The sequence below is a fragment of the Parashewanella curva genome (genome assembly GCF_003675895.1).
Classification (GTDB): Bacteria; Pseudomonadota; Gammaproteobacteria; order Enterobacterales; family Shewanellaceae; genus Parashewanella; species Parashewanella curva.
Window position 1 is genome coordinate 1 of sequence record NZ_ML014822.1, and the last position, 19,971, is coordinate 19,971.

General features: G+C 41.5%; 14 protein-coding genes. 6 read left to right on the forward strand and 8 right to left on the reverse strand.

The window, feature by feature from the left end; all coding sequences use genetic code 11:
* The first annotated feature begins 388 nt into the window (after positions 1–388).
* Both pmbA and D5018_RS17370 read left to right on the forward strand, forming a co-directional pair.
* A complete protein-coding gene (gene pmbA, locus D5018_RS17365) occupies positions 389–1,732 on the forward strand; it encodes a metalloprotease PmbA (protein ID WP_121840256.1) in 1,344 nt (447 codons plus the stop codon).
* Positions 1,733–1,814: 82 nt separating this feature from the next.
* Entirely contained in the window at positions 1,815–2,978 is a 1,164-nt protein-coding gene (locus tag D5018_RS17370; RefSeq protein WP_121840257.1) for an ankyrin repeat domain-containing protein, read from the forward strand.
* Here D5018_RS17370 and D5018_RS17375 read toward each other — a convergent pair.
* The 3 genes from D5018_RS17375 to D5018_RS17385 form a co-directional block, all read right to left on the reverse strand.
* On the reverse strand, positions 2,899–4,041 hold the full coding sequence (locus D5018_RS17375; protein WP_121840258.1) for an ankyrin repeat domain-containing protein: 1,143 nt from the start codon (positions 4,039–4,041) through the stop codon (positions 2,899–2,901). The two genes, D5018_RS17370 and D5018_RS17375, sit on opposite strands and share 80 nt — an antisense overlap.
* Positions 4,042–4,214: 173 nt before the next feature.
* The gene (locus tag D5018_RS17380; protein WP_121840259.1) at positions 4,215–5,339 is read right to left on the reverse strand and encodes a PQQ-dependent sugar dehydrogenase; all 1,125 of its coding nucleotides are present in this window, start codon (positions 5,337–5,339) and stop codon (positions 4,215–4,217) included.
* A gap of 42 nt (positions 5,340–5,381) precedes the next feature.
* Complete coding sequence (locus D5018_RS17385) at positions 5,382–5,942, reverse strand: isochorismatase family protein (RefSeq protein WP_121840260.1); 561 nt, start codon at positions 5,940–5,942, stop codon at positions 5,382–5,384.
* A gap of 180 nt (positions 5,943–6,122) precedes the next feature.
* Between D5018_RS17385 and D5018_RS17390 the strand changes: the two genes are divergently transcribed.
* The 3 genes from D5018_RS17390 to D5018_RS17400 all read left to right on the forward strand — a co-directional run bounded on the left by D5018_RS17390 (position 6,123) and on the right by D5018_RS17400 (position 12,248).
* Complete coding sequence (locus D5018_RS17390) at positions 6,123–9,416, forward strand: ankyrin repeat domain-containing protein (protein ID WP_121840261.1); 3,294 nt, start codon at positions 6,123–6,125, stop codon at positions 9,414–9,416.
* A gap of 216 nt (positions 9,417–9,632) precedes the next feature.
* Positions 9,633–10,862 (forward strand): hypothetical protein, encoded by a 1,230-nt coding sequence (locus D5018_RS17395; protein WP_133309328.1) that lies wholly within the window; start codon positions 9,633–9,635, stop codon positions 10,860–10,862.
* Between the two features lie 156 nt (positions 10,863–11,018).
* Positions 11,019–12,248 carry a hypothetical protein gene (locus tag D5018_RS17400; RefSeq protein WP_133309329.1) on the forward strand — a complete coding sequence of 410 codons (1,230 nt, stop codon included), beginning with the start codon at positions 11,019–11,021 and terminating at the stop codon, positions 12,246–12,248.
* 11 nt (positions 12,249–12,259) lie between these two features.
* Here D5018_RS17400 and prpF read toward each other — a convergent pair whose 3' ends face one another.
* Complete coding sequence (prpF, locus tag D5018_RS17405) at positions 12,260–13,429, reverse strand: 2-methylaconitate cis-trans isomerase PrpF (RefSeq protein ID WP_121840264.1); 1,170 nt, start codon at positions 13,427–13,429, stop codon at positions 12,260–12,262.
* A gap of 146 nt (positions 13,430–13,575) precedes the next feature.
* Between prpF and D5018_RS21750 the strand changes: the two genes are divergently transcribed.
* A complete protein-coding gene (locus D5018_RS21750; protein WP_165905093.1) occupies positions 13,576–13,749 on the forward strand; it encodes a hypothetical protein in 174 nt (57 codons plus the stop codon).
* Between the two features lie 46 nt (positions 13,750–13,795).
* Here D5018_RS21750 and acnD read toward each other — a convergent pair whose 3' ends face one another.
* The 4 genes from acnD to D5018_RS17425 all read right to left on the reverse strand — a co-directional run bounded on the left by acnD (position 13,796) and on the right by D5018_RS17425 (position 19,463).
* Positions 13,796–16,390 carry a Fe/S-dependent 2-methylisocitrate dehydratase AcnD gene (gene acnD / locus D5018_RS17410; protein WP_121840265.1) on the reverse strand — a complete coding sequence of 865 codons (2,595 nt, stop codon included), beginning with the start codon at positions 16,388–16,390 and terminating at the stop codon, positions 13,796–13,798.
* Between the two features lie 251 nt (positions 16,391–16,641).
* Positions 16,642–17,766: a bifunctional 2-methylcitrate synthase/citrate synthase gene (prpC, locus tag D5018_RS17415; RefSeq protein ID WP_121840266.1), complete on the reverse strand. Its 1,125-nt coding sequence runs from the start codon at positions 17,764–17,766 to the stop codon at positions 16,642–16,644.
* 117 nt (positions 17,767–17,883) lie between these two features.
* The gene (gene prpB / locus D5018_RS17420) at positions 17,884–18,762 is read right to left on the reverse strand and encodes a methylisocitrate lyase (RefSeq protein ID WP_121840267.1); all 879 of its coding nucleotides are present in this window, start codon (positions 18,760–18,762) and stop codon (positions 17,884–17,886) included.
* Positions 18,759–19,463, reverse strand: a complete 705-nt coding sequence (locus tag D5018_RS17425; protein ID WP_121840268.1) for a GntR family transcriptional regulator — start codon at positions 19,461–19,463, stop codon at positions 18,759–18,761. The genes prpB and D5018_RS17425 overlap by 4 nt, the downstream gene beginning before the upstream one ends.
* Between the last annotated feature and the right edge of the window lie 508 nt (positions 19,464–19,971).

Here is a 19,971-nt window from a genome sequence, read left to right on the forward strand (position 1 = left end):
CTTCTGTGCCATACGCAGTTACGTTTCGAGTTGCAGAAAGCAAAATATAACAGCTTCAACAGCGCTGAACTTGTTGTTCAGTGGGCATTTGCCAGATATTTTTGTTCAGTAGGCTGAATAGTTACAACTGAATTTGATATCGAATGTGATTCCTGTGAGGTGATTAATTTAAATCAATGGTTCGGACACTTTTTATAAGCAATTGAATTTACAAAATTTTATAAATTGAATCTGAAAACACAGATTCATTAAAATTCAACCTGATTACCCATAAAGCCCAGCTACCGTTAAGAGCTTTTTAGAAAGGTCTGTTGCACAACCTCGGTAAGCATATACTCCAAACTTATGATAATCTAAAGTCATTAGCACCAATTTAAAGAGAACCTTTGTGGCTCAACATCAATTAGATTCAGAACTCTCTCACCTACAAGATGCCGTTTCAATGGCATTAGACTGTGCCAAAAAACTCGGTACTACCGCAGCCGAAACCGCCATCAGTAAACAACAAGGTTTTTCCGTTGGTACTCGAAATAAAGAAGTGGAAACCGTTGAGTTTAACAAAGACGGCGCCCTTGGTATCACAGTATATAGAGACGGCTGTAAAGGCAGTTCTTCGACGTCAGATCTTAGCCCTGAAGCCATTAAACAAGCGGTAAAGGCAGCGGATGATATCGCTAAACTTACCAGCCAAGATCCTTGTCATGGTTTGGCTGATGCCAACCTAATGGCAACTGAGTTTAAAGAGCTAGATTTATATCACCCACAAGAGTTAGATGCTGCTCAGCTTACTCAACTAGCCATTGATGCTGAAACGGCAATGCTGGACTTTGACAAGCGGATGAAAGCCTCTGATGGCGCTTCCGCCAACGCCCACACAGGCATCAAAGTGTATGGTAATAGCCATGGCTTTATACATGGTCGTCGTAGTTCTCGTTACAGCTTAAGCTGTGTCGGTATCGGTGAAGACGAACAAGGTGGTATGCAGCGAGATTACGATTATACCGTTGCGCGTAAATTTGATGAGCTATGGACACCTGAAACCGTCGGTCGCAAAGCGGCAGAAAAAACCGTTAATCGCCTAGGTGCTCGTAAGATTGCCACAGCTAAAATGCCAGTTTTATTGACACCGGAAATCTCAACTGGGCTGATTGGGCATCTTGTTGGTGCGATAAGCGGCAGCAGTTTGTATCGTAAATCGACGTTTTTGCTAGATGCCATTAACACTCAAATTTTTCCTGAGTGGTTCAGTATTAATGAGCAACCTCATCTTGTTGGTGGACTTGCTAGTGCTAACTATGACTCAGAAGGTGTGGCAACGACTGAGCGTAATATCATCGAAGCTGGGCAGTTAATGACTTACCTACTTACCAGCTACTCTGCTCGTAAGTTGAACTTACCAAATACCGGACACGCTGGTGGCATTTATAACTGGACTGTAAGCGATAGCGGTCAAACCTTTGATGATTTGGTTAAGCAAATGGGCACAGGTCTTATCGTCACTGAAGTGATGGGACAAGGGGTTAACCCAGTAACAGGGGATTACTCTCGTGGTGCAGGTGGCTTTTATGTGGAAAATGGAGAGATTATCCATCCTGTTGAAGAAGTGACAATTGCTGGGAATTTGAAAGATATGTTTGCCAACATTCAAGCTGTCGCAAAAGATCGCGATTTGCGTTCATCGATTCGTACAGGCGGTATTTTGCTGGACGATTTACAGGTTGCAGGAAATTAACCTTTCTTCATATTTCATTGCTGATAGGAGAGACCTGTTCTAACTTGAAAGCTATAGCATATTATTTTTGTGAAGGCTTTTCATGGGCATCACTCCTATTACAGCCAACCCTTATGGCGAACACGTTAAAAATCAGCGTAAGCCAGATCAAGAGCAATACTTAATCGATAAAGAAGGCGTCAAAGAGTTATTAAGATCTGGCGCTATCATGACCATGGCTGAGTTTAAAGCCAGTGAAGAATTCAAGAACTTCTCTCGGGAATATCGCTTGCAAAAAGAAGCCATTAAACAACATATTCAACAGTCATTGACTCAGTGCTCTGATGATGAAAGAGTGGTAATGTCAATATTTCTCGATAGATTTTTGTTAAATGCATTAGATAACAGCAATAAACGATTCAGTGTGTTTTCTGATGACGAGTTGCAAGAGCATATTTATACTCGCGTGAAAGATGATTTTGGTGAGTTTGTAGGTATTCTCAACCAAAGCAGTGAAGAACTTAATAACCAAGATATCATGCGAGCGATGATTCTATTACTACCTGAACGTGATAACGGTAGTGCATGGATTTCATATTGTACTCAAGTAGCGGTTCAGTGCCTTAAAAAGTCTCAAGAAAACGCACGCCAGTTAGCAAACGCACAAGCAAAAGAAGCTGAACATTCAGCATTGTTAGTGGCAATTGAAGAAAATAAATTTGATGTGGCGTGTAGCTTATTAAGTCACTCATCAGCAAAGTTACCTGTTACTGACACTGATGAACATCAGCGGAATGTTTTACATCTAGCTAGCATGAAAGGGCAAGCCGATCTTGCTGAGTTAATTTTAGTGAAAAAAGCCCCAAGCATAAACCCGCTTGCATTAGACGATAAAGGTAATACAGCCTTACATTGGGCTGTAAGTAGTGGGTCGATAGAAACGGTCAACGTTTTGCTTGCGACGTTAGGTGATCAAATGTTTAAGCCGAATCATAATGGTGAAACACCTATTCATACGGCGGCGAAACAACCGAACTCCATGGTGATGCAACAGTTGTTAGATGTTGCTACGGTCAAAGATGTGAATCAGCAAAATAAACAGGGTAATAACGCCGCGCATGTGGCGGTGATAGCTAATAACCCGCAGGTATACAGAATGTTAGTCGGTGCAGGGGCAAACCCTCGAATTAGCAATCATCAAAACCAATCGGTTTTTGATTTAGTGATGAATTTACAGCAAAGCTTTGGACGAGTTGACAAAGGCTAGTCTTCTTTTTTTGAGATCCCGCTTTATAGCGTAATTCGGTAGATTTGGCTTCTGCGTTATAACGCTCTGTTATTAGTTGTTGGAAAGCTTCTTTATCCTCTTTCTTTGCCAGCTGTTGAGCTGTTTTTCCGTTTTTATCTCTAATGTCCCACCTAACACCTTGATTCATAAGAAAGGAAATGGATTCTATACCTCCATGTTTTGCAGCCATATGCAGTGAGGTTTGCTTATTATTGTCTTGAGTGTTGAGCATAGCTCCATGGTCAAGCAGTTGTTCAGCAATATGAAGGTGACCGGCTTTGATTGCAAGGTGAAGCGGTGTTTGTCCTGAGTTATCATGAGCATTTACGTTTGCTCGCCCTGAAAGTAACTCACCAATCGAACGGTCTGAGTTATGCTCGGCTGCCACATGTAAAGCCGTTCTACCTTCTTTATCCGTGATATTGATATCAATATTTTGCGTTTTTAGAGCTTGTATTGTGCCCTTATGATTGTATTGGACTGCTAAATGCAGAGCTGGAGCTTTGACAGTATCGCCACCTGAAAAATGATAGCTCTCACTCGCACCACCTTGAAGTAAAAATATGGCTGCTTGAGCTTCCCCAAACATACAGTAATGCTGTAACGGGGTGTAACGATAAACGGTGGAGTCCCACCCATCTCTCGGAGTCTCTAAACAATGACCCTGCGATACAAATTTAGCGATATCTTGGTATTCTTTGACGAAGGTTGGAACCTTCTTATTCCATTCTCTTAATTCCAGCTTGTTTTGAGATCTTTGAGCCTTGGTTTCTTTTTTAGCTTGAGCTTGGGCTGTATAGAGAGAGTCCAATAAGTTCCAAATGGTAAAGCTATTTGAAAATTGCTCTTTTAATTGTTTTATTATTGCTTGGTGTGGTTCCGGAATAGGGGCGGGTGATAATCTCAGCCACTTTGCTTTTGGGGTTATGTGCCAACCTTCTAAGAGCATTTCATTTGAATGAATAAAAGTATATTCATGTGAATAAGTTACACCATCCTTTTGGATTTCAACAGTGAATGGTTGTCCTTGTGTACGCGCCATTTCAGAAAGTTGTTTACTGTTTATTTTATATGCTTGCTTTGTAGCATCATATTCAAATTTGAAATGGTGTAGCGCTTCTGCTTATACCGCCATAATACTTCCATCATCTTCGAGCGTTAGTAATAAACATAGACAACAATGGAAGTTCTACAAGCTGATGTGGATGATCTGAGCTATCTGCTTGGCTGTAGTCTCACAATCCCCTTTCCATCAATACCGACATATAAATAGCCGTCAATTCCCTGCATCAAACTGCGAACACGACCAATGTTTTTGAATGCCTTAGCTTGAGATATGACTTTATCCCCTTGGTAATTGATCACTGAAATGAAGTGGTACTTGAGGGAGCCAACTAATAACTTACCTTTAAGCTCTGGGTACTTGTCCGAAGTTACAAAAACCATATCTGACGGTGCAATCGAGGGCGTCCATTGTGTTAGAGGTGGTTCCATGCCTTCTTTTTCGGTTAGCTCAGTGAACTTAGTTCCTATGTAGTTAATACCATAGCTGACAACAGGCCAGCCATAGTTTAAGCCTTTTTGAATAAGGTTAATTTCATCGCCACCTCGTGGCCCATGCTCGTGTGACCAAATTGAGCCTGTCTCTGGGTTTACGGCTAAACCTTGAGGGTTTCTATGTCCGTAGCTGTAGATGGCGGGACTGACGTCTTTTTGATTGATAAATGGATTATCTTTTGGGACGCTACCATCTAAATGAAAGCGATAGATTTTACCTGCATCTTTAGTGAGATCTTGAGGATTCACATCGCGGTTGGCGCGATCGCCTACCGAAAAATACAAGTATCCTTTATTATCTATAGCAATACGGCTACCGAAATGGCGGCTACTGGTGGTATTTCGTCTGGCTTTAAATAATGTTTTGATATTCTCTAGCTGCTGCTTTTCAAGGTTTAATTTCGCTTGAATTAATGCTGTATTGCTGCCTTTTTTCTCTCCTTGTGGTGAGCTAAAAGTCAGGTAGATAAGATGGTTTTTCTCAAATTGTGGATGAAGCGCCACACCCAACAGACCGCCTTGTCCTTTTGCGCTGATGTTAGGTAAGCCAGAAATACTTGTCGTTTTATTGCTGCCTTTTTTGACTAGCTTAAGCTCACCGCTTCGTTCAGTGACTAAAATATTCTGATTCGGAAGTTGAACCATACCCCAAGGCACATTGATATCATCTGTGATGGTTACGACATCAGCTTTCACAGGAACAAATTTCAGCTGCTCATAATCAACGGCTTGGCTTGAGAAAGTGAGTACAGACAATAGCGCAATAGTAAAAGACTTTAGCATTTATTATCCTTATTTTTGTGGCATGTTATCTTTTAATTCAATTTATTTTATCAGCTTTACAAGTGACTTAAACCTTTCGTTATTTGCACATTGTTGAAGCTCAAATAAGGCTGATTCAACATTAGTACGAAGTGCTCCCTGTCTTAACATCATTTGTATTCCGTATTCTTTATTTTCTTTGGTTCGAGATGAAACCGCATCACTGACAACATGAGTCTGATAATCATCAAGTTGCATAGCTTTACAGGTCTGGTACACGCAAATATGGCTTTCTATGCCAGCTAATAACCAATTTTTACAATTTGCCGCTTTTATGGCTTTTTGAAGTTCGTCATTATGCCAACCACTGAAAGTATGCTTCTCTATTGGGCTTAGATCTGGCGCTAATAGTTGTTTTATATCAGGGCTAGTCTCCCCAAGTTTCTCTGGTAATTGCTCAACCCAAATAATAGGGAGTTCAAGCAATTTTGCACCTTGGATCAGAGTTGATAATTGTTGGTGAAGGTGATGAGTGTCATTCATCAAATGTGCGAGCCTGCCTTGAACATCAATGATGAGCAGACCGGTATCGTCAGTGGTAATAAAAGGTGTGGCTTGGTTCATGTTCAAACTTTCTAATATTGGAAAGGTAATGTTAAGTTATCACAAAATTTGACCTTTTTATTAGGGCACGCCCTAATTACTTCCAACAAAGAAATGATTGATTTGTGAACATTTATTCACTCGCCTTTGGTTTATTAAGGGATTATATTCGCTTGAGTAATATCCAATAGAGTGTCATTGATGATTCAGGTTGAACTTACAGAAGTGGACGCTGTTAAGGACCTCACAAAATATACTAGTGAGGTAACTAAAGAAGAATTTATGATTGCAGACGGTGAATCTTCTCAAACAGCATATGATCCAGAAATGGCATTGGTTTTAAATACTTCATCCTTAATCAGCGTTACTTTATCTCATACAAAATCAAACATCAGTCTTGAACCACAAGCCATGACAGCCTTAACTAAAATGAGAAACAAGACGGCTGAAAACCCTCAAATGATAGATGTAAGGTTGGCATATTATTCCAAAGTGCATTTTTTGTTGAGTAACCTTTTAAAAAAGCCCATTGATAATATCTTGCTAAGCAATTGTTTAAAAATGTGGCTGTCGCCAATCAACCTTGCTACAGATTCTGATTATCCCTCTATTGATGACGCTGTTTTATATGCATATAGCCAATCACGACAACAAACTGAAGCTCTAAATCAAATCAAAGGTAATCTTATTGATGAAGCTATTCAGGCGCTAATTGAAACTCAATATCCGAAGCTAACCGAAAAAGAGAAAAGACATTTAAGAGTGGCGGGTTATAAAGCATGCGGAGTGGAATGTTCAGAGTCTAAGCCAATGATTATATCTCGTTCCGATGATTCAATTGCCGCTGAAAAAGTTTGTTATCAATGGGCGAAAACTTGGTGTTCACCGTATCAGCAATTACAAAGACTTAATATGATGAAGGTTCCTAAACCACAGGGTGAAGGTGCTCTATCGTCAATAGATATGGTGGTTAATGCTCCTATGTTTAACGAGTTTCAACACGTTCAGGTGGTTGTTACTCAACGGGAGCAATCGCAGGGGCTTCTTATTGCAGAATTGGTTGAGGTGCTTGGTTGTTATTTCATTAAGGAAAATGACCAGCTTAGGCCAATGGCAGTGGAGGATTTAAAGAATTTTGATTTTTCCACGCTATCTCCCCAAGGACGGAGAGCCGATATCGCCGTTCAGCTGGTGAATAGCTTTACTGAATTAGCTCAGTTCGAATGTTTTTTTGAGCACCATGCTTCATTAATTGAACTAGAAGGGCTGGCAGGCGCTTATCTTACATCTGCAGTTCGTGCTCGTTTACAGACTCTCGCAAAACAAGGATTGATTAAGTTTGATGTTTTCTATGGTGTGCCAGCATCTCCTCATCAGCCAGTACTTGAAGTGTTACCAAGGCTAGAGTTAGTGAGGATAGTTGGTATCATCAAATGTAATGAATGCCAAAAGGCCATTAATTCTGACAAGGTTGATTGGCCTACATTGCTTAACCGATCGCCAACGTATTTGAAATACATTACAGGCTCAACTGAACTAACAAAACGAAAAAAACAATTATTTGGAGTATTTGAACGTATCTACAATCAAAATGAGAGTTCTTCATTGCAAATGCATGAGCTGCAACGTGTAGATGGCGGATTGTCTAAAGAACTTATGGAGATGTTTGCTGAGTTCTATGCTGCTTGTTTGGAACAAGAGCTGGCAAGCATGAGTACTCCAGAGATGATTAAGGACTGCTTTAAGCGTCGTGTTATCCCTATGCAAGGTAACACTGAACTCATGAATCAAATGTTATCGCAGTTTTTGGATAAACTTAAAACATCTAATGTATCAGACCTCAACCAACTGCAAGCATTATTGCGATGGGTAGACATAGAGTGTGCTGACTCCATTAAGTCTGAAATCACCAAAGTTGCTCAGTCTCAAGTTTTGGCTTTTATCGATAACGCGCATATTCAGGACACTCCACAACTATTCGAGTTATTGTCTTTGCTTGTTGAACATCAAGATAAGTTACCTGACTTACTCGCTGTTAAACAAAAAATAAAAACCGTAACCGATAAATTGGTCGCTGAAGACCAAGGGATGATCAATGCATTAGGTGAAAGATTAAAAGCTGAGCAAAATATTCAACTGCTGAACTATTTTTCATTGGGTTTTGAGCAACCATCATTAACGGTTGCTCGACTTGAACGCTTAGCACAATTAAAGGCAACGCCTGCTACCGACATAAGCTATCAAAATATTGAAGTGCTAACGCTGCTTTCTCCAGCTTTTTTCGCTACTTGTAGTCAAGAGGTGAAAGATGCAGCATTAATTTTTGCCACTAAAGAAATAAATAAAGAATTGATTAAAACACTCGTTGAAGCAGGGGCTGATGTTCAAGTGCTTGATAAAGACAAAAACACCTTGCTTCATATTGTGTTAAGTAACGAACACGCTTCAGGTCGTCCAATATCTGCAAGATTTGATGCGTTTATCTATTTACTCGAATTACACAAAATTGATGGCTCATCGCTTAATAATTCAGGACAAAGCTTGCTATTTCTTGCGCTCAGAATACATGGGATGGATTTTACTGAAAAAGTTTTACCTATCAGTAAAGCAGTGCTAAACACAAAAACTAATCAAGGACACTCTCCACTTTCAGTTGCCATCATAAATAGGTCAAAAGACAAGGTGCAGCTTTTGATAGACGCTGGTGCGAATGTAAAAGATGTATATAGATGCCAAAGCAGCGTTTGTGTCAGCGCACTTCATTTAACTGTGCTAGCAGAGAAAAAAGACATGGTTGAGCTTTTTCTCAACGAGGAATATCAATTATTAGATTACCCATCTTCAGACGGTACCACACCACTATTACTCGCCGCAGAGCATAGCAATTTAGATTGCTTTAAAGTTATTGAAAGGGCTGGAGCGAATAAGAGTTTAAGAAATAATGCTGGATTCAATTTATTGCTGCAGGCTGCTCAAAATTCCGAAGTAAAAGTATTCCAATATGTTTGGGAAATAGAGAAAATTCATTGGAAGGAAGTGAATCAGAAGAAAAGAAATGTCTTAGCTGTAGCTATTGCGGCGAAGCAATTACATACCGTTAAATTGCTGGTTAATAGTGGGCTTTTCGACCCTAGACAACTCATTGACGGTGAATTACCAGTATTATTTTTTGCGGCTAAATATAGTGATCATACTACCTTAGAATTTTTATGTCAGCGATTTTCGACGACATTAGGTATTAATACTCCAATCACGCTCAATGATTCGCAGTTGCAGTGCACTGTATTGGATCTTGCTTGTGAAACTAACAAGGGGTTTCTTAAAAGCCTAGGGGCCAAAACCCAAGCGGAGATCGACGCAGAGCAAAGACAGGCTGAAGCGGAACAACAACGAGTGAAAGATAAGCTCAAGCTGCTAGAGTCAGACAAAACTCGTTTAGCGAAGGAGAACGAACAACTAAAAAAGACATTCGCGCGCTTGAGCGCGCACGTTTGAGTTCAAGTGGTCGATATGTTGATGACTACAGTATTACAGAGACTTTCAGACAGTCGCATCTAATGTTAACTGGGCAAACTCCTTGGTGGGATAATTAGAGTTAACCAAAATGCAACTCAATATTAACCATGGTTTATAAGTGTTGAGTGATTTAATTCGGCTAGTTAGTTTTAGCTAAAAAGTAAAATCACGCTTTCATTAGTAAGGTAAATGATTTTGGCTTCATGTATTTCTAGTTTGATAACAAGTTGTATTCATTTTCCAGAAGCTGATCATCAGCTAGCATTAACTCCGGCTCAATTGAGTAATTTCCCTCATGGATTCGAAGCTGAAATTAGCATCATTCGTGATCTTTGTAATGATGATGACATAAAGTTCGGTAGCATTGATTATGACTCATTACGAAATATGTCGTTAGGCTTGAGGTTTGCTGACATTTCAACGCTAAGTGAAGCAAGGGAACTCGATTTACAAATTATTCCTCCTGCCCCTATTTTTCATATTTGGGTGGCTCTGCGTGGGGCATCGTTTTTTAATGGCAGCAATAATCCCAAAGGGCTGGATTATGTATCACGCATCACTCAGCAAGCTGACTTTTTATTAGAATATGACACCCCTTTATTTCTGGTTTATACCGAAAAAGGTATGACTGATGAACAGAAGCAAGAAATGGAATCTTTGTTCACCACTCACTCAAACATTATGGTGCTAAGCGTCGAAAAACATTTGTCTCATTTGCCCATGGCTTATTCTTACTCTGGGAAAAGCAGTTACGAGAAGGATCATATGGGAACTTATGATATTGATGGATTAAGAGTGTCTGTGTTGATGGATTTTCCCGAGGTATTCGAGGTGCTTGAGCAAGAAGCCGTTAAGCAAGATAAACTCGATTTTGTTGAAAGGTTGAAGAGATTCAATGGGCAAAGTGCTACTTATCATGATATTGATGACCAATTTATAAAACGTCCACCATTCTTTTTGGCTAAAGGGGGGATTATGTGTGGGTCGCTATTCGACGATCGCGAACTTATTTCATTCAGGCAGCAGGTTAACAAGGATCGAAAATATGATGTTGCAACTCCTATCGCTACGTATCAACCACGTGATGAGACAATCCTGACGGGCTTTCAGCTTGAGAGTTTTCAACAACAAAGAACTCAACTATTACTTGATTTATTTAATACTCAGTTTGAAGTTAACCGATTAACATTTATGTCATATCGAAATTTTTACTCAATGAACCATAATGCGGTTATGCGAATAAGAACTAAATTACAAGCAGGAGATAACCCAAAGTTGAGATCGAGTCAGCATGACTATTTAACGTTCGACAGCCATGCTTTTTCACCATGTTCACGCAGTGAGTTAGTAACAAAATTTCGTAAACTAGAATATATTCAGCAGGTTAACTATACCTATTTTGGCCACAATAACAGCTGGAACTAGCGGCTTTATTCAAAACCCTGATGTTCATTTTGGGCACTCGTTAACTTTAAAGAAAACATGAGGTTAACTTTGGTTTATAAATATTGAATGAGTCAAAAATTGAACTAGTTTATTAACAGTATATTTAATCATTCTGAAATATTAAGGTTAGTCATCGTGATTTCATGCAGTACGAGTTTGATGACCGTTTTCGATTATCTTTTTGTCGCGAAAACTCAGCCAGCATTAACTCAGACCCAAATAAATAATTTCCCAATTGGATTCGAGGTTGAAATTAGTATTATCCGAGATCTTTGTAGCGATGATGGCACAAGATTCGATACTATTGATAATGATTCATTACGGAATATGTCCTTAGGATTAAGGTTTGCTGGTATCTCAACCCACAGTGAAGCGAGAGAGCTTGATATTCAGATCATTCCACCTGCACCAATATTTCACATCTGGGTTTCCTTGCGCGGGGCATCATTCTTTGATGGTTATAATAACCCTCGATGCTTAGATTACGTATCACGTATAACGAAACAAGCAGACTTTTTATTACAACATGATATTCCTTTATTTATTGTTTATACCGAAAAGAATATGTCTGATGTTCAGAAACAAGAAATGGCTTCATTGTTTACCGAACATCCAAATATTATGGTGTTGAGTGTAGAAAAACACTTGTCTCACTTACCCATGGCTTTTTCTTATTCTGAAGAATGCAGACCTAAAGACGATTATGGTGAAACTTTTGATATTGACGGTTTGAGATTGTCTGTTTTGATGGATTATCCCGAAGTGTTTGATGTTCTCGAAAAAGAAGCTATCAAGCAAGAAAAATTAGACTTTGTTTCAAGATTGAAAGCGCTTGGAAAACAAAGCCTAATTTATCATGATATTGACGATCAGTTCTTACAGCGTCCACCATTTTTTCTGGCTAGAAAAGGCGTTATGGGAGCTACACTACTTAGTCGAGAAGCATTTGTTGAATTTCAACAACAGATAAAGGAGCTAAGGGATTATAATGTACCAAGTTTTACCTATACTCGCCCCTCAGTAGAAGCATCCGTTTTGACAGCTGATGAGATCGTAATATTCCAAAAACAACGAGCTCAACTAATCCTTGATATGTTTAATAGTCATTTTGACGTTGAGCTTTTTAGTTTGGTACCGACGAGAAATCTTTACGCTATAAATCATCCAGCTGTTATGAAAATGAGAACAAAGCTGACTGATACCCAGTATCAAAGACTGAGATCGAGTCAGCATGATTACCGCACTTTCGAACAACTTGCTTTTCAACCTTATCCTGCAAACGAATTGCAAATAAAAGCTCGTAAGTTAGATTTTATGCAACAGCTTAATTATACCTTCTTTGGACGCGATAACAGTTGGAAATAATCAGAGTGCTATTATTGAGGCACTCTTACCCAACCTTCCATCAAAATACGCGCACTACGACTCATAATAGCTTCTTCAACTTTCCAAGCATCGCCATTAAAGCTCGCCGCTGCGCCGACTTTTAAGGTGCCAGAAGGATGACCAAAACGAACGCTATCTCGCTGCCCACCACCTGCGGCTTGATTGACCAAAGTACCCGGAATGGCTGCTGCTGTCCCTATCGCAACGGCGGCTGTACCCATCATCGCATGGTGCAATTTACCCATAGATAAGGCGCGAACCAGTAGGTCGATATCCTCAGTTAAAATATTCTTACCGCTGGAAGCTTTATAACTTCTTGGCTCAGCAACAAAAGCAATCTTTGGCGTGTGCTGACGCTGCTCGGCCTCTTTGATATCCGATATGAGTCCCATTTTCACTGCACCATGAGCACGGAGAGATTCGAATTTTTCAAGTGCTTCAACATCGTTATTAATGTCATCTTGCAGTTCAGTGCCGGTATAACCAATGTCTGCAGCATTGACGAAAATCGTTGGAATACCAGCGTTGATCATCGTAGCGCTGATAGATCCAAATTCAGGTGTGGTCAGTACATCAACTAAATTACCAGTTGGGAATAAGCTCTCTGACTCATCAACAGGTTTCACGAATGAAAGCTCAATTTCAGCGGCAGGGAAGGTCACACCATCGAGTTCAAAATCACCCGTTTCTTGTACTTCACCATTGGTCATTGGCACTTTAGCAATAATGGTTTTACCAATGTTCTGTTGCCAAACTTTAACGGTAGCAATACCGTTTTCAGGTAGCTTTTCTTTGGCGACATAACCACTGTGAATGGCAAAAGCACCAACGGCGGATGATAAGTTGCCGCAGTTACCACTCCAGTCGACAAACGCCTTATCGATAGCCACTTGACCGAACAGGTAATTGACATCGTGTTCGCCATCGGTAGCTGGAGAGACAATCACGGTTTTACTGGTACTGGAAGTCGCACCGCCCATACCATCGACTTGTTTGGCGTATGGATCTGGGCTACCGATAACTCTTAGTAATAATCGATCTCTATCTTCACCAGCTTGCTGTGCAGTTTGAGGTAAGTCTTCTAAACGAAAGAAAACGCCTTTACTGGTGCCACCACGCATATAAGTGGCAGGAACTTTTATTTGTGGAGCAAATGTCATCTTGTTAAATCCTATGTGCGTTTGCACAACATAGTTTAAAAACCGAATTGGATAAGTGTTAAGTTATCAGTAAATCCAAGAGATAACTTATATCCCCTTCAAAGGTGTTGAAGGGATTGTTGAATATAAAATGGTGTGAGCCCGACATGGACGTCGGGCTAGATTTCGTGGGGCATGGATGCCCATCGAAATCGATAACCATTTATTCAGCAAGCCCTGAAGCGCTTACCTTTGTTGGGGCGGCTCAGGGGATTCAAAAGGGGAAGCAGCTGGAGGCTGCCCCTTTTGGCGGTGTGGTGTGCAACACCACGACTTTTTAAACGAAGTAACGACAGTATTGTATGTCTCGGTCAACTTCGAAAAAGTTTACTCACTTACATTTGCTTCTAAAAAGTCTTGAGCAAAGCGTTGCAGTACACCACCTGCACTGTAAACCGAGACTTCCTCTGCGGTATCTAAACGACAAGTGACAGGAACTGTGACCGTTTCACCATTACGACGAGTGATGTGTAACATCAACTCTGCACGAGGTGCTGGTGTGCCTTCAACATCGTAGGTTTCACTGCCATCAAGCTCTAAAACTTTACGATTCATGCCTTGATGGAATTCCAATGGCAGTACGCCCATGCCCACTAAGTTAGTACGGTGGATACGCTCAAAACCTTCGGCTACAATGGCTTCAACACCGGCTAAGCGAACGCCTTTTGCCGCCCAGTCGCGGGATGAGCCTTGACCATAATCCGCACCCGCGACAATGATTAAGTTTTGTCGACGATCCATATAGGTTTCAATTGCTTCCCACATACGGGTTTGCTGACCTTCAGGTTCGATACGAGCCAGTGATCCTTGAATGATCTCGCCTTTATCATCAAGGCACATTTCATTCAAAAGTTTAGGGTTAGCAAAAGTCGCACGTTGCGCCGTTAAGTGATCACCACGGTGGGTTGCGTAAGAGTTAAAGTCTTCTTCTGGTAGACCCATGTGTGCGAGGTATTCACCAGCTGCACTGCTGGCAAGAATGGCATTCGATGGTGACAAGTGATCGGTAGTAATGTTGTCACCTAAAACCGCTAACGGGCGCATGCCTTTTAAGGTACGTTCACCTGCTAATGCGCCTTCCCAATATGGAGGACGGCGAATGTAAGTCGATTGTGGACGCCAGTCGTATAACGGACTAGGAGCTTGTTCTGCTTCACCTAAGTCAAACATCTTGATGTAGATTTGCTTGAACTGTTCAGGTTTCACAGCACTGCCTACAACCGCATCGATCTCTTCATCGCTCGGCCATAGATCTTTAAGGGTGATCGAATTACCGTGTTGATCATGCCCTAAAACATCTTGTTCAATATCAAAACGGATAGTACCTGCAATGGCGTAGGCGATAACTAATGGTGGTGATGCTAGGAATGCTTGTTTAGCATAAGGATGAATACGACCATCGAAGTTACGGTTGCCTGAAAGTACCGCAGTTGAATACAGATCTCGATCGATGATTTCTTGTTGAATTTTCGGTTCAAGTGCGCCACTCATGCCGTTACAGGTGGTACAAGCGTAACCAACAATACCAAAGCCAAGCTTTTCAAGTTCAGGCAATAAGCCAGCTTCTTCAAGGTAAAGTTTGGCCACTTTAGAACCCGGAGCAAACGAGGTTTTTACCCATGGTTTGCGCACTAAGCCAAGTTCGTTAGCTTTTTTCGCTAACAAGCCAGCAGCAACCACGTTGCGAGGGTTTGAAGTGTTAGTACAAGAGGTGATAGCCGCGATGATCACCGCACCGTCAGGCATTAAATCACCTTCTTGTTTCCATTCACTCGCAATACCACGATCAGCAAGATCTGACGTCGGTAGACGGCGATGTGGATTCGATGGACCTGCCATGTTGCGGCCAACGCTGGATAAATCAAACTCAAGTACACGTTCGTATTGAGCCTCAACCATATCGTCAGCCCATAAACCTGTGGTTTTAGCGTAGTGTTCAACGAGAGCAACTTGCTCCGGTTCACGACCTGTGAGTTTTAGATAATCAATGGTTTGCTCATCAATGTAGAACATACCCGCAGAGGCACCGAATTCTGGTGTCATGTTCGAAATCGTGGCTCTGTCACCAATCGCCAATGAACGCGCACCTTCGCCAAAGAACTCAAGGTAAGCGGAGACTACACGTTGCTCACGTAAGAATTCAGTCAATGCTAATACGATATCAGTAGCCGTTATCCCCGGTTGACGTTGACCAATTAATTTTACACCGACAATATCAGGTAGGCGCATCATAGATGGGCGACCTAGCATTACGGTTTCTGCTTCAAGACCACCAACACCCAAAGCGATAACACCAAGTGCATCAACGTGTGGAGTGTGGCTGTCGGTACCCACACAAGTATCTGGGAAAGCAACGCCTTCCCTTGATTGGATAACGGGTGACATTTTTTCCAGATTGATCTGGTGCATAATGCCGTTACCTGCTGGGATCACATCCACATTTTTAAACGCGGTTTTTGTCCATTCGATGAAATGAAAGCGGTCTTCGTTACGTCTGTCTTCAATGGCGCGGTTTTTATCAAAAGCTTCTGGATCAAAGCCCGGGGCCTCAACTGCCAGTGAATGGTCAACAATCAATTGGGTTGGCACAACAGGATTAACTAACGCAGGATCGCCACCTTTTTCGGCAATGGCATCACGTAACCCTGCTAAATCAACTAAAGCCGTTTGACCTAAAATATCGTGGCAAACAACGCGAGCAGGGTACCAAGGAAAGTCTAAATCACGCTTGCGCTCGATAAGTTGCTTTAGGGAATCGGTTAGGGTTTCTGGACTACATCGACGGACTAATTGTTCTGCCAGAATTTTAGAAGTGTAGGGTAGGTGCTTATAGCTATCTGGCTTAATGGCATCAACCGCAGCTTGAGTATCAAAGTAATCGAGCTGAGTACCAGCAAGCGCTTTACGGTATTGAGAATTCATAGATCTTTCCACAACATTGCTTGGCTGGTCAGACACGGGAAACATCTGCCAGCCACGGGGTTGGAACGCGGTGTTAACTCATTGGTGAATTATTTTTAGTTTTAACAAGGAGCAATAGTGTGAACGTCAACAGAAGCGCACATCCATGTGCTGACGACCGTGACGTCCTATCACGGACGGTTGCCTTATCACACTATTACTCCTGTCTGTGTTATCGATAAATTTTCAATAATTCACGTATAAGGTTGTTTTTATCTTTCCGCGATTGGTTTTACTGCACGTGGCTCTTCGCCAACATAATCCGCACTTGGGCGAATAATACGGTTGTTCGAGCGTTGCTCCATCACGTGAGCTGCCCAACCCGTTAGACGTGAACACACAAAGATTGGTGTGAACAGTTTGGTTGGAATGCCCATGTAGTGGTACGCACTGGCGTGGAAGAAGTCAGCGTTACAGAACAATTTTTTCTGTTCCCACATGACAGATTCACATTCAACAGAAACTTTGTATAGGCGATCGTCACCAAAGTCGTCTGCTAGTTTTGCAGACCAGCCTTTAATGATGGCGTTACGAGGATCTGACTCACGGTAGATCGCATGACCAAAGCCCATGATTTTTTCTTTACGCTCTAGCATGCCCATTAGGGTGTCACGAGCGTGCTGCTCATCTTTCATATCTTCTATGAGCTCCATTGCCGCTTCATTGGCACCACCATGAAGTGGACCTCGCAGTGAGCCAATCGCACCAGTGATACAAGAGTGCATATCAGAAAGGGTTGAGGCACATACACGAGCGGTAAAGGTTGAAGCATTGAATTCATGCTCAGCGTATAAGATCAATGATGAATCCATCACCTTAGCGTGTAGCTCGCTTGGTTTTTTACCGTGTAGTAGGTGTAAGAAGTGCGCGCCGATATGTTCATCATCGGTTTCAGTTTCAATGCGAACACCGTCGTGGCTGTAGCGGTACCAATAACAAATGATAGATGGGAAAGCAGCGAGTAATCGGTCGGCTACATCGCCTTGTTCGTCAAAGCTGTTTTCCATTTCTAGGTTACCCAGCATTGAACAGCCAGTACGCATTACATCCATTGGGTGTGCAGATGCAGGAATACGCTCTAGCACTTCTTTTAGTGCCTGAGGTAAACCACGATTCGCTTTGATTTTAGCGATATATTCATCTAATTGAGCTTGGTTAGGTAGCTCGCCTTTTAAAATAAGGTAGGCAACTTCTTCAAAGCTGACGTTATCTGCCAAATCTTTTAAGTCGTAACCACGGTAGGTTAAGCCAGAGCCTGATTTTCCAACTGTACTGAGTGCGGTTTCGCCAGCGCTTTGACCACGAAGTCCTGCGCCACTTAGTTTTTTATCTACCATTGCAAATGCCCTTTAATTTGTGTTTGTGTTCTATCCTGACTGTCTTTTATGACAATTCTTGTTGTGGTTACAAGGCTGCTAAGTTTGAGCAGCCTTTTAAATTACTCTAACAATGAATTACTTATCTGAACTGAACAGTTCATCTAATTTATTTTCAAAGTCGTGATAACCAAGGTGTTCATACAAATCAGCACGAGTTTGCATCGTGTCGACAACATTGCGTTGATGGCCATCATTCATCAGTGCTTGCATTACATTTAATGCGGCTTGGTTGGCGGCGCGGAAAGTGCTAAGTGGGTAAAGCACCATATCTGCGCCCGCTTCGGCTAATTCTTCTTTGTTGAATAATTGAGTTTTGCCAAATTCGGTCATGTTCGCCAAAATTGGTGCGTTAACCGCTGCTTTAAATTCACGATAATGATCTAGCTCAGTCAATGCTTCAGCAAAAATCATGTTAGCGCCCGCTTCTAAATAAGCTTGAGCACGTTCAATGCCTGACTCCAATCCTTCAACCGCTACCGCATCGGTACGAGCCATGATCACAAAGTTTTCGTCAGTACGAGCATCAACCGCGGCTTTAATGCGATCGACCATTTCTTCTGTACTTACAACCGCTTTATTTGGACGATGACCACAACGCTTTTGCGCCACTTGATCTTCCATGTGAACTGCAGCTACACCAGCTTTTTCAAACTCTTTAATAGTGCGAGCAATGTTAAATGCGCCGCCCCAGCCTGTATCAATGTCAACAAGCAAAGGTAAGTCTGTTGCTGAAGTAATACGGCTGGCATCGGTAACGACATCGTTCATTGAAGTCATGCCTAAATCAGGCAGACCGTATGATGCGTTAGCCACACCAGCACCAGAAAGGTATAAGGCTTTAAAACCTGTGTGTTCAGCCATTAAGGCAAAGTAGGCGTTGGCGGTTCCTACAATTTGTAGAGGGTTTGAATTAGCTAAGGCATGACGAAAACGGAATCCGGCACTGGTCTTCATGAAATGATTTCCTTCTGGCTGTAGGGTGTAAGGAGAGTGTCTTGAGCTTGTTGCTGCTCAATCAATTTTTGTTCGGTATTGCGACGACCACGTTCAATGTGGCGGCGCATTAATAAGCTTGCGAGTTCACCATCACCAGCGGCAATGGCTTCAAAAATTTGTCTGTGTTCTTTGATCGCAAGCTCGGGTCGTTTCTTGCCACGGCATTGATAGCGATACATACAGATCAGGTGATAAACACCCGCGATCAAGGTTTCTTGTAAATATCGATTACCGCAGGCTTGAATGATTTGGTAGTGAAAGTCGATATCACTCATAAACAGAAATTCGTCATCACCTTTATCTAAGGCTTGTTGTTGACGATCCAACAGATCTTGCATTTGATCGAGTTGAGTTTGAGTAATGTTGTGAGCTGTCAGTTCGCAAGCTGTGGCTTCTAATACACTTCGAAGTTGGTAAAGCTCATTAAGTTCGCTGACGGATAGCTTGGCTACTCTGGCACCGACATGAGGAATTCGAACAACAAGTCTTTGACGCTCAAGGGCCTGCAAGGCTTCACGGGTAGGACCACGACTTATCCCATACTTCTGTGCAATGGTTTGTTCGTTAATCTTACTGCCTGCCTCAATCTCACCCGTGATGATGCTATTTTGAATTCTCGTCAAAATTTGATCCGCAAGGGTGAGTGACTTTTCAGTCATAGTGGCGTAATTCCTAAAAAAATAGTTCAATTAAGATGCAATTACCTTATTGATTATAGCTTTAATTGTCAACAATAAGTTTACGTTGACGTTAGGTTTATATGTCTAGTTATAAACATTTCGCGATTTTTAAGGGGTTTTTATATGGTTGTAACTTAAAAAAATTATGGATTGTAGACAATGTGGAAAATGCAACATTAAGCCTAATTAATGCTGCTCATGTCGAGAATGGGATTAGTATCGGTTGCAAGTACAAGTATAAGTTTAATATTGGCTAAACGATGACTGCAGCAATCACATTTAGAAACGACAGTTTGACGACGCAACCTGTTACCAGAGAGTACAAGCCAAAGCTTCAAGGTTATGACGTCAAAGGTAAGTTAAGTACCTAACTAAAAGTTATCTCATATTTTGAGCAATAATTATCCAAAATGGTTTCGACTGCTTTTTTGAGTTTCGAGTAAGTTTCGTAAGCACTAATGGATAACCACTCGTATTTGATTTTTCG